The organism is Pseudomonas germanica (genome assembly GCF_019614655.1).
In the GTDB taxonomy this organism is placed as follows: domain Bacteria; phylum Pseudomonadota; class Gammaproteobacteria; order Pseudomonadales; family Pseudomonadaceae; genus Aquipseudomonas; species Aquipseudomonas neuropathica.
Genome location: NZ_CP071586.1, coordinates 3271928 through 3283545 on the forward strand (window position 1 = coordinate 3271928; position 11618 = coordinate 3283545).

Annotated in this window: 10 protein-coding genes; 6 read left to right on the forward strand and 4 right to left on the reverse strand. The window is 59.5% G+C overall.

All coding sequences use genetic code 11. The annotated features are described in order from the left end of the window. Window positions 1-2 precede the first annotated feature (2 nt). A complete protein-coding gene (locus tag J0G10_RS14625) occupies window positions 3-1079 on the reverse strand; it encodes an alpha/beta hydrolase family protein (RefSeq protein ID WP_095049961.1) in 1077 nt (358 codons plus the stop codon). Window positions 1080-1167: 88 nt separating this feature from the next. Further along, complete coding sequence (locus tag J0G10_RS14630) at window positions 1168-2094, reverse strand: LysR family transcriptional regulator (RefSeq protein WP_095049962.1); 927 nt, start codon at window positions 2092-2094, stop codon at window positions 1168-1170. Between the two features lie 124 nt (window positions 2095-2218). Here J0G10_RS14630 and J0G10_RS14635 point away from each other — a divergent pair, with 124 nt between their 5' ends. From J0G10_RS14635 to J0G10_RS14650, 4 genes are all read left to right on the forward strand, one after another. Further along, window positions 2219-2494, forward strand: coding sequence for a DUF2798 domain-containing protein (locus J0G10_RS14635; RefSeq protein WP_220558781.1), 276 nt, complete (start codon window positions 2219-2221; stop codon window positions 2492-2494). A gap of 271 nt (window positions 2495-2765) precedes the next feature. Beyond that, a complete protein-coding gene (locus tag J0G10_RS14640; RefSeq protein WP_220558782.1) occupies window positions 2766-4562 on the forward strand; it encodes a thiamine pyrophosphate-requiring protein in 1797 nt (598 codons plus the stop codon). 140 nt (window positions 4563-4702) lie between these two features. After that, entirely contained in the window at window positions 4703-5419 is a 717-nt protein-coding gene (locus tag J0G10_RS14645; protein WP_220558863.1) for a DUF72 domain-containing protein, read from the forward strand. 227 nt (window positions 5420-5646) lie between these two features. Then, the gene (locus J0G10_RS14650) at window positions 5647-7491 is read left to right on the forward strand and encodes a hypothetical protein (RefSeq protein ID WP_095126548.1); all 1845 of its coding nucleotides are present in this window, start codon (window positions 5647-5649) and stop codon (window positions 7489-7491) included. Between the two features lie 49 nt (window positions 7492-7540). Here the strand turns inward: J0G10_RS14650 and J0G10_RS14655 are convergent, their stop codons facing one another. Then, window positions 7541-7759: a hypothetical protein gene (locus J0G10_RS14655; RefSeq protein ID WP_095049967.1), complete on the reverse strand. Its 219-nt coding sequence runs from the start codon at window positions 7757-7759 to the stop codon at window positions 7541-7543. Window positions 7760-7829: 70 nt separating this feature from the next. Continuing rightward, entirely contained in the window at window positions 7830-8765 is a 936-nt protein-coding gene (locus tag J0G10_RS14660) for a LysR substrate-binding domain-containing protein (protein ID WP_095049968.1), read from the reverse strand. A 287-nt stretch (window positions 8766-9052) separates the two neighbouring features. Between J0G10_RS14660 and J0G10_RS14665 the strand changes: the two genes are divergently transcribed. Then, window positions 9053-9982, forward strand: a complete 930-nt coding sequence (locus J0G10_RS14665; protein ID WP_220558783.1) for a LysR family transcriptional regulator — start codon at window positions 9053-9055, stop codon at window positions 9980-9982. Window positions 9983-10098: 116 nt separating this feature from the next. Next, the gene (locus tag J0G10_RS14670; RefSeq protein WP_220558784.1) at window positions 10099-11610 is read left to right on the forward strand and encodes a GMC family oxidoreductase; all 1512 of its coding nucleotides are present in this window, start codon (window positions 10099-10101) and stop codon (window positions 11608-11610) included. The last annotated feature ends 8 nt before the right edge of the window (window positions 11611-11618 follow it).

An 11618-nucleotide genomic window follows, 5' to 3' on the forward strand; every position in this document is an offset into this window, starting at 1 on the left:
TGTTATTGCGAATCCTTGTAGGTAATGGCTTGTTTCAAGGGGGCAGGTGACGGCGCCAGAAACCCGCTGATCAGGGAAATCACCTGTTGCTGAATGACCGCACGCGGACGACCACCGTCGCCATCGGTGCAGATGATGCTGTCGCCCGGTACATCCTCGTCGAGCATGGCCACGGCGCCAGGTTTGCAGATTGCCATGAAACTGAAGTGACTGGCGTCGCTGATCTCGACGAAATGCGATGAGGTTTTTGGCAGACGTTTGGCGAGGTCGACGGACTCCAGTTCAGCGGGCAGTTCTTTCGACGGCACGCCGGCAGCGATCACCAGGATCGGCACGGGGTAGGCCGCGAGGCTGGCGTCGGTCATCCCGCGCGACAGGCCCAGATCCAGTGAAACCACGGCAGTGACGCGCTTGTCACGCCAGTCGGCGGCCAATTGAGCTTTCGCTTGCGCAGTGTTTGCAGTGTTCATTTGTTGGTAGGCGGTGCAACTGGCGAGTTGCGTGTGGACCTTGCAGTCTTCGGCAAATCGTTCGGGGTCGAAGCGCGCGCCGCCGGTTTCGAGCACTGTCCAGCCGCCGAGAGAATGGCCCACAACAGCAATTCGATCCTTGGTCACTGCGCCGAATTTTTCTGGCTGAGCCGTCACGGCATCGATGGCGCGGCTGAGGTCAACGGGGCGTTGCCACAGCTGCGCCGCTGCTTGCGGGCTGCGGTCGCGACTGGTGGTGCCGGGGTGGTTGACCGCCGCGACGATGTAACCTTGATGGGCCAGTGCACTGGCCAGCCATGTCTGGTTGATCCAGCTACCGCCATTGCCGTGGGACAGCACTACCAATGGATGCTCGCCCTTGGCGGCCGGGGCGTCGAGCACCGCAGGCGCACCGACGAAGACCGGGTTGTCGCCGAACAGTTGTGGCGTCGCAGCGGTGGTCGCACTCGGGTACCAGACGACCATTTCTACCGGGCGCTCATTGCGCGGATCCGCCAGCGTGGCGTACTGGAAACCAACGGGTTGGGCGTCAGCGAAGGCGTGGCTGCTCAAGCAGATCAGTAGCAGGGCAGTGAGCGTTTTTTTCATTGTTGTTATCTTCCGTGATGGGCCGATTGGGCGAGGTGGACTTTGCCCGATTTCGCGCGCTTCAGCGAGCCTCTTTGAACCCAGAATCTTAAACATTTTCCATCGGCCAGCGCGTGGCCAGATGCGCTGTCAAATAATCCAGAAAGGCTTTGACCTTCGGCGTCATCGCCGCACGTTCCTGCACGCAGGCGTAGATGTCCATCGGCTCGACAACGGAGTGGGTGGCGTCGCTGTGTTCAAACAGCGGCACCAATTGCCCGCTCGCCAGATAAGGCGCTGCGACAAACTCCGCCAGCCGGGTGACCCCGGCGCCGTGAACCGCCATTTGCGCCAGTGCATCAATGTCATCACTGATGGCGGTGGCGTTGATATTGGCGTCGAAACGCTGCCCGTCGCGGATAAAGCTCCAGCGCAGAAAACGCCCGTCCAGTGGATAACGAAAGGCCAGGCAGGCATGGTTTTGCAAATCATCCGGCGATTGCGGCCACCCGGCGCGCTGAAGATAGGCCGGCGCGGCGCACATGATGAAGGGCAGCGAAACGATCTTGCGCGCGACGATGCCGTCCTCCAGTTGCGGCTTGATCCGCAGGCTCAGGTCGATACCGTCCTGAATGTGGTTGATCTTGCCATTGGTGGTCGACAGTTCGATGAGCAGGCGCGGGTGCTGTGCGGTGAAGCCGGCAATCAGCGACGCCAGCACATGGCGGCCAAAAGCAGATGTCGAGGCGATGCTCAGCCGGCCCTGCAACTCGGTTTCATCGCTGCTGATCAAGCTTTGCGCCGATTCCAGATCCGCCGCAATCCGGCGGACTTTCTCGTAGTACACCGCGCCGTTTTCGGTCAGTGCCATGCTGCGCGTGGTGCGTTGCAACAGCCGTACACCGAGGTGTGCTTCTAGCCGATTGAGCGTTTGGCTGACCGCTGCCGCACTGACGCCGAGGGTCTTGGCGGCGCCGACAATCGAGCCGGCTTCGACCACTTTGATAAAACTGGCAATCGCCGCTAACAGATTCATTCATCGTCCCGTCGTGGGTTGATTCGTAAGTTCTGCTTTATAAAGTACCTGCGGCTGAGCGTCTAGTTGCGGCAGACCGGCTTTGCTAACGTGCGGTCTCCCTGTCAATGGATGGAAACGCCTTATGAATCAATCAACAAGCTCCGAAGCCCTGATCCTTAGCCGACGCAAGCTGTCGCCGCGCGCCACGCCGTATGTGTTTGCGTTGTACATGGCGACGATCATGGCATTCCTGATGTCGTTGGTGATCACCGCTGCCAATTCGGGCATTGATAACAACTACCTGAGTAATGCCTTGCACGCCTATAAGTTGGCGATGCCGGTGGCGTTCCTGTGCATCCTGGTCGTGCGGCCGATCGTGATCAAACTGGTGGCGTTCACGGTGCATCCGCATCGTTGAAAGGCCCCGCCTCAGCAGTGACTGTTCTGGCGCCTTCGCGAGCAGGCTCGCTCCCACATTTGCAACTCAATTCCCTGCGGGAGCGAGCCTGCTCGCGAATGGCCTCACCACCGATCGACAGGTCTTGTGGGGGACTCAGAAAAACAAACAAGGATTGGCCTGAGGAAACCAATCGAAACTTCGCCAACAACCCAACTGTCCAGACCCTTAGACCTCTCGGCGGATGTTCTGCCGGGGCAGCTCCATGCAGCGGAGAAAGACGAGGATCGAGATGACGATGACAGTGGGAGATTTTCTGGTTGAGCGGCTCAGTGAATGGGGCGTTACGCGAATTTTTGGTTATCCGGGCGACGGGATCAACGGCGTGTTCGGCGCGCTGAGTCGGGCCAAGGGCAAAATCGAATTCGTTCAGGCGCGGCATGAAGAAATGGCCGCGTTCATGGCCTCGGCACACGCGAAGTTCACCGGCGAGCTGGGTGTGTGCATCGCCACTTCCGGCCCCGGCGCCTCGCACCTGATCACCGGCCTCTATGACGCGCGCATGGACCACATGCCGGTGCTCGCCATCGTCGGCCAGCAGGCACGCACGGCATTGGGCAGTCACTATCAGCAAGAGCTGGATCTGGTGTCGATGTTCAAGGATGTCGCCGGGGCATTTGTGCAGCAGGCCTCGGCGCCTTCGCAGGTGCGGCATTTGCTCGATCGGGCCGTGCGCACGGCCGTGGGAGAACGCCGGGTGACCGCGCTGATTCTGCCCAACGATTTGCAGGAACTGAAGTATGAAGCACCGGCGCGCGCCCATGGCACCGCGCATTCCGGGGTGGGTTACACGAAACCCAAAGTGCTGCCTTATGACGAGGATCTGCAGCGTGCCGCCGATGTTTTGAATGCGGGCGAGAAGGTCGCCATTCTGGTTGGCGCCGGGGCATTGCAGGCGACGGATCAAGTCATCGCCGTGGCGGAGAAACTCGGTGCCGGCGTCGCCAAGGCATTATTGGGCAAAGCCGCGCTGCCCGATGATCTGCCTTGGGTCACCGGTAGCATCGGCCTGCTCGGCACCGAACCGAGCTACAAACTGATGAGCGAATGCGACACTTTGCTGATGATCGGTTCGGGTTTTCCGTATTCGGAGTTTCTGCCCAAAGAAGGCCAGGCGCGCGGCGTGCAGATCGATTTGCAGCCCGACATGCTCAGCCTGCGTTATCCGATGGAGGTCAATCTGGTCGGCGACTCGGCGGAAACCCTCGCCGCGTTATTGCCACTGCTCGAACAGAAAACCTCCAACAAGTGGCGCAAGAAAATCGAAGGTTGGCGCAGCAGTTGGGAGAAAACCCTCGAAAGACGCGCCATGGCCAAAGCCGACCCGGTCAACCCGCAACGGGTGGTCTATGAGCTGTCGCCACGCTTGCCCGATGAGGCCATCATCACCAGCGACTCTGGCTCCTGCGCCAACTGGTTCGCCCGTGACCTGAAAATCCGCCGTGGCATGCAGTGCTCGTTGTCCGGTGGCCTCGCGTCCATGGGCGCCGCAGTGCCTTACGCGATTGCCGCCAAGTTTGCTTATCCCGAGCGTTCAGTGATTGCGCTGGTGGGCGATGGCGCAATGCAGATGAACAACATGGCCGAACTGATCACCGTCGCCAAATATTGGCGGCAATGGGCGAGTCCGAAATGGATCTGCGCGGTGTTCAACAACGAGGATCTTAATCAGGTCACGTGGGAGCAGCGGGTGATGGAGGGCGATCCGAAGTTCGAAGCGTCGCAAAGTATCCCGGACGTGCCTTACCACTTGTTCGCCATTTCCATTGGCCTGAAAGGCATCTTTGTCGATCGCGAAGAAGACGTCGCCGCTGCGTGGGAAAAGGCATTGGCCTCGGAAGTGCCGGTGGTGATCGAGTTCAAGACCGACCCGAACGTGCCGCCCTTGCCGCCGCACATCAAGCTTGAGCAGGCGAAGAAATTCGCCACGACGTTGCTCAAGGGCGATCCGGATGAAGCCGGGGTGATCGTGCAAACCGCCAAACAGGTGCTCGGCGCAATGCTGCCCGGCAAAAAAATAACAGGTTAACGCACAGGTTTGATCGTTCCCACGCTCTGCGTGGTAATGCAGCCCGTGACGCTCCGCGTCACTGGACACGGAGCGTCCCTTGAGGCATTCCCACGCAGAGCGTAGGAACGATCAGGCAGGAGAAACCCGCAGGTGTGCTTTTGATTTTCATCGGCTGTGCAGGCTGGAGTCTGGGACGCGAGCACTGGCCGGTATTTCCGGTAGAGGGCACGCATTTGCAGCGCTACGCCGCGCGACTCAACGGCGTGGAAATCAACAGCTCGTTCTACCGCCCGCATCGCCGGCAAACCTATGAGCGTTGGGCCGATGGCGTACCGGAGGCCTTCCGTTTTTCGGTGAAAATGCCCAAACACATCACCCATGAATTACGCCTGGCAGGTTGCGAGGCGGCGCTGGACAGGTTTCTGGCTGAATGCGGCGGTCTGGGCGAACGCCTGGGCTGCTTGCTGGTGCAGTTACCACCTTCGCTGGCGTTTGACGCCGCCAGCGCCGAAACCTTTTTCACGACATTGCGCGAGCGCTTCTCCGGCGCGGTGGTGCTTGAGCCAAGGCATGAATCGTGGGTCAGCGCCGAGCCTATATTAATGACTCACCGGATCGCCCAAGCAGCAGTCGATCCTTCGCGCATCAGCCGTGATATTTCGCCAGGCGGCTGGGCGGGAACACAGTATTGGCGCCTGCACGGCTCACCGCGCATTTACCACAGCGCCTACGATTCACCTTATCTGCAACACCTCGCACACGCCTTGCTGTCAGCGACCGCTGCAGGTGCCACGACCTGGTGCATTTTCGACAACACCGCCAGCGGCGCAGCACTGGGCAATGCCCTGGCGCTGGCGACGCTGACGACAGAATGAGTCAACAGTTTCTCCGCTCATAGGCAGTGTGCCAAAGGTGCGTCGCAGGACGAAACGGCCAACGTATTCATGATTACCTGATTGCGGCTGCGCGATGTGCTGCACGTTAAGACTTTGGTCTGTCAGACCCTTTCTGCAATATCTACTGTGATATCTTTTTGATGGCGCGCTCGCTCTGAGCGATGATTTACCGGTATTCGAGCCGATTGTTTAGTGCAGGAGAGGCAATGTTGAAGGAACAATGGGTGTGCGATGAGACGTTACTGGCGCAGATGCAGGCTGCCAGCGCCGAGGAAATCGATGTATTGGTGGACGTGATCAGCGATTTCGGCCGAGGCCGGGCGGGTCTGGACGCCGAGTGCAAGAAACAGTTGATTCTGGCCAAACATGATCCCCGTGCCGATCGATACTCCGCACCACTGCTTGCACTGCTGGGCCATGAATTGCAGCAGTTCGGCGGCAATTCGGCAATGAACCTCGCGCGCCGCGCACTCGGCCGTACTGCGGTGGCCTACAGCGAAATCGTTGACGACGTGTACAAGAAGCTGAACGGCAAGAGCCCTGCGGACAAGCCACTGGCGCAGAAGGAGCGGGAAATTGCGCTGGCCCTGTTTGGTGCCGAATGGCGTGAAATGCCTGCTGCGCAACGGCACGAACGCAGCACGCACATCAAAGTCTTGTCCGGTACGTTCTCGCTGGCATCGGCCTTGGGACTTGGTGTGAGCGGTACGATCATGGGCTTGTCGGCTGGCGGTAGTGCAGCGTTGTTCACCGCTGTTTCCACCGGCCTGCGTTTGAACCCGCTGGGATTGTTGGTCACGGCAGGCATCGGGGCGCAAAGCGCGGCGGCAGAGGCGTATCGGGTCACCGTGCCGTTCGTGGCGCAGATGGGCTGGATCCGTTTGCGTCAGGAAGCGGATGCACAAGCGCCCGTTGCGCCAAAACTGGCCAATCCTGCAACGCTGGCCGGGCAGGGCGCGGCGCTGCAGGACATGGTGCTGGCCGATGAGGCGGGCGGTACGTTAATGAAGATCAGTGTGTTCGACCGCGCGCCGGTCATCACCGGCAGTGCCATTCCCGCCGGGCAACTCAGCGCACTCAACCCATTGCTGTCCAATGTCCCGGGCCTGGCGGCGCTGGCCGAGTTGCAAAACGGCAACTACGTTGTGTGCAGTCTGCCATTTGAGACGTTGACCAAAGCCAAGGATCAAGAAGGTGCGGTGCGTGCCTTCGTCACCGAAAGCGGGCGCATCAAGGAAAATGCGCACTTGTTCAGCCCCGACAACCTGCAAAACATTATGCTCAGTGGTGCGCTATGGAATGCCGTCTCGTCGGCGGTCGGGCAGAAACACCTGCACGATATCAATGAGAAACTTTCCGCCATCAAGCGCCAGCTGGATGAAGTGCAAGAAGACCTGATCAACCTGCGCCGTGATGATTTGACCGGGCTGGTGGGTTACGTGCAAAGCCTGCTTGATCACTATCCACAGGAAGGCATTGATGCGGCTGCGCTGATGCAACTGGAAAACCGCCAGGTCGACCTGGTGGCCTTGGAGACGTATTTCGAGCGGGAGATGAACAAAGAGGTGGACAAGGCGAAGGCCGTCGAAACAGGCAAGCTGTTCAACGCCGACTCCTCCCGGGTGGCTTTGCTTGAAAGTCTGTCGCGGATGGACATTTGGGTTCAAAGCTATCTGCAAGTCACGCAGTTGCGCGTGGTCGCTTACGCCTTGCTGCACATGGAAAAACCATTGGCACGCTACCGCACCGAAGCGGCGAAAGTGCTGGACAATCTGCAGCGCCTGACCGTGACCGCTGCGGCGAACCAGCAGATTTACAGTGCCCAGATGGAGTTAAGCAACACGCTGTTTTTCAGTGGCAGTGCCGACAACTTGCAACGCTTCAAATCGCAACTGGCGGCGCTCGACAATGATCTGAAAAATGGCCCGATCAACGCCAGGCAACTGCACCGCTCACTGTTCGATCAATCCGATCGTCAGGTACTGCTTCAGGTGCAGAACGGTCAGTTCATCGACGGTCATCTGCTCGAATCGACGTTCCAACCGGCGTGAGCTCAATGCGCTGCGGGAGCGGATGTACTCCATCCGCTCCCAACGCGGCCTAGTTGCCATCGGCCACTTTTCGTTCGATCTCATCGATCTTGCGTTGCAGCGTCTCGGCGTCCTGCTCCTTTACGCGGTTAGACGAAGGCGTGATGACCTCATCAACGGCTTCGGTGTCATCGTCCCTGTCTTCAAGATCGCGCTTGACCACATTCACCGGTTTGCCGGAGGTGTCGGTGGGCGGGGCGTTCTGGATTTTGCTGTCATCGCTATTCATGGTGCTGACCTCCAGTGATGTAAACATTGGAGGCGCCGTTGCGGTGGGCGTTCGATATTTTTGCGGGGCATCAAACCAATGGCGGCTTGCGCATGCCGCGCAGCGGATCATCGAGCAATCTGAATTGCTCCAGCATGAAATCAATCAGCAAGCGCGAAGACGGCAGCATCCCGTGCCGGGTCGCAAACACTGCATGAATCATTTCAGTTCTCGGCGCCCAGTCAGGCAGGACCACGATCAGTTCCCCTCGCTCAATGAAGTCGTGTACCAACGACATTGGCATCTGCGCAACGCCAACACTGTCGATCGCCGCGCAGCGCAGCATCGGCAGGCCTTTGGTAATCAGGTTCGGGCGATGCTGGAGGGTGAATTCCGAACCGTCCTGATGAAACAGAGTCCAGCTGTAATCGCGTTGCGGACTGCCATGATGAACACTGGGGAACCGGGCCAGATCTTCTGGTGCGCTCGGCGTGCCCAGACGACTCAGCAGTCCGGGGCTCGCAACCAGACACTGTGGCCGCTGGGACATGACGCGGCTGACCAACTCGGAGTCCTGCAGGGGCGGCGGGCGTACCCGTAACGCCAGATCGACACCCTCGGCGACCACATCGACCTGACGATCAGTCGCCTCCAGATGCACCTCCATGCGCGGGTGGATAGCCATGAAACGCGTGATGATTGCGCCCACGCACTCTTCCAGCAGTACGGATGGACAGGTAACGCGCAGCACGCCGCCCGGCTCGGCGTGAGTCAGGGCGATCGCGGCCTCTGCGGCTTCGGCTTCCTTGAGCATCGCACGGCAACGCTCGTAATAGGTTTGCCCCAGCTCCGTGACTGTGAAGTGGCGGGTGTTGCGGATGATCAGGCGCACACCGAGGCGCTCTTCGAGCTGGGCGATGCGTCGGCTCAGATTGGACTTGGGAATGCCCAAGGCGCGGGCGGTCTGCGCGAAACCGCCATGATCCACCACCATGACGAAGTACTGAAGGTCATTGAGATCCAGCACGGTCGAAATCCATTCAGTCAGAAGGCGCTAACTATACAAGGCGGATCGTCCCTTGTATGGGAAACACCAGTCCGTTTTTGCGACTACCGCGATGGGTCAGCGAGGTTTTAGATTGCCGACGTTGAATGTCCAGGCTGGCGTGGCCCCGCTGATCAATTTCAAGCCGATCGTCAGCATGATGGCCAAGTTGGCTGACACTCTCAAACCACGCTTTGTAATAGCCTGAACCACCCCCGAGATCTGCGCGCCGGTTGCGCAGGCCTGTGCGATTTCTTTGGATTAACTACGTGAACAAACTCTGTGAGATGCATGCTTTCGTCATGGTGGTCGACACCGGAAGTATTTCCGAAGCCGCACGCCGTTTAGGGATGGCTAAATCGATGGTCAGCCAACGTCTGCAAAACCTGGAAAAACGCTTGGGCAGTATTCTGTTGGAACGCGGACGGCAGGCGCGCCTGACTGATTCGGGCGAGGTGTTTTATCGCTACTGCGTGCGCATTCTGGCTGAAGTCGAAAATGCCGAAGACGCTGTACAAGCCTCCCAGTCGAGCTTGCGTGGCAACCTGCGGCTGGCTGCACCGATGGCGTTCAGCATTCGCTATCTGACGCCGATCCTGTCGTCATTCGCGGTGCGTTACCCGCAATTGCAACTGGATGTCGAATTCGACGATCGGTATGTCAATCTGCACGAAGAGCGCTACGACGCCGCAATCCGTATTGGTGAGCTGCCTGATTCTTCATTGGTGGCGAAAAACATCACCGCCAACCGCCACGTCATTTGCGCCAGCCCCGACTATCTTGCTGCTCACGGTACACCACAGACGCCGCAGGAACTGTCCCGCCATTTCGCCATGCTCTATGTCAATCGCGAGCCCCATGGCATGTGGACGCTGCCGGTGAACAACACGCTGGAGTCGTTTCGCGTGCGCTGTCGCCTGCGCACCAACAATGCCCATCAACTCATGGAAGCGGCCAAGGCCGGCATGGGCCTGGCGATTCTGCCGACGTTTCTTGCCGCGCAGCCGATGGTCTCTGGCGAACTGCAAGAGGTGTTGCCAGCGTATGCACCGCGCGGCGGAAATATCTCGGCGGTGTATCGGCAATCCCTGCGCGCTTCACCGAAACTGCAGGCGCTGATCAGCTTTCTCAGTGAGCAGATCGGCAGTCCACCCGCGTGGGAAAAGCAGCTTGCCGAGCATGCTCGCCAAAGGCAGTGAGTCGTTCGGAATTAACGAAACCCCGATTCGGTTTTTGCCTGCTTATGAGCGTGTGAGTCCTTCCATATGCTTGTTCCCAACAGACGCCACTCCTGCGTCTGACAGGGAAGAAATGCATGAAGAACACCCTTGATACCGTCGACGTACTGATCGTCGGTGGCGGTTCGGCTGGTGCAGTGTTGGCGCGGCGTTTGAGCGAGAACAGCCAGCGCCAGGTCGTGCTGCTGGAAGCAGGCAACAGTTTTGCCGTGAACGACTATCCAGACATTGTCGCCAACAGCGACATTGTCGGTGCCAATGGCAACCCGCAGTTCGAGTGGGGTTACAAAACCCGGGCCGGCTACATCGAGCATCCGATTGGCGCCGTGCGCGGCAAAGTGTTAGGCGGCAGCTCTGCGATCAATGGTGCCGTGGCGATCCGGGCACGGCCCAGTGATTTCGCGCGCTGGAATCTGCCGGGCTGGGGCTATGAAGACCTGCTGCCGTTTTTCAGGAAACTGGAAAGCCACAGCCGTGGTGACAGTGCTTTGCACGGGCATGCCGGGCCGCTTCCGGTACAGCAACTGAGCCATCTGGATGTCACGCCAATGCAGCGGGCATTTATTCAGGCGACTTTCTCCTACGGCTATAAAATCATCGACGACTTTGATGGCGCCGATGCCAACGGGGTTGGTCCGTACCCGATGAACGTCGTCGACGGTGTGCGCATCAACACCGGTATGGCCTACCTCAACGATGAGGTGCGCACTCGTGGCAACTTACACATCCGCCCTGACAGCCTGGTGGATAAGGTCTTGTTCGACGGTCAACGCGCGATCGGAGTGCAATTGAGCGACGGCACGCAACTGCGCGCCGCTGAGGTCATTCTTAGCGCGGGCAGCTATGGCAGTGCGGCGATTCTGCTGCGTTCCGGCGTTGGTCCGGATGCCGATCTGCGGGCATTGCAGATTCCCGTGGTGGCAACGCTGCCAGTCGGCCAACAACTGCAGGATCATCCGTTTTACTACAACGCCTACGCGGCCAATCCACGCTTGATTGGCCGTCAATCCCCGGCCATCGGCGCCAAACTCTGGTCCCACAGCCGCAGCGCGGAGTCCGGCGATCTGGACCTGCACATCACTGCGACGCACCTGTTTCCCCACGAACAGAGCCCGACCAACATCGGCTTCGTGCTGGCGGTTGCGCTCACGCGGCCACGGTCCCGAGGCACGCTCACTCTGGCCAGTCGCGATCCGCTTACAGCGCCGATCATCGATCTGAATTTTCTCGCCGAACCCGAGGACCGTCAGCGCCTGCTCGACGGCATTCGCCTGGCCCGCAGGATCGGTGGCACAACACCGTTGAACGCCCTGATTCACAGCGAACTCAATCCGGGGGCGGGGGTTGCGTCGGACGAAGCGCTGTTGGCCAGCGTCCGGGCGAGCCTGGACACCTATCACCATCCAACTTCAACCGCTCCGATGGGCGTGCACGGTGACAAGCATGCCGTGGTGGATTTGCAGGCCCGGGTCCTTGGTCTGCACGGGCTGCGCGTGGTCGATGCGTCGATCTTCCCCGATGTGCCGTCGGTAGCCACCAACATCACTGTGATTGCTTTTGCGGAAAAAATCGCCGCGCTTTACGCCTAATTGTCAGG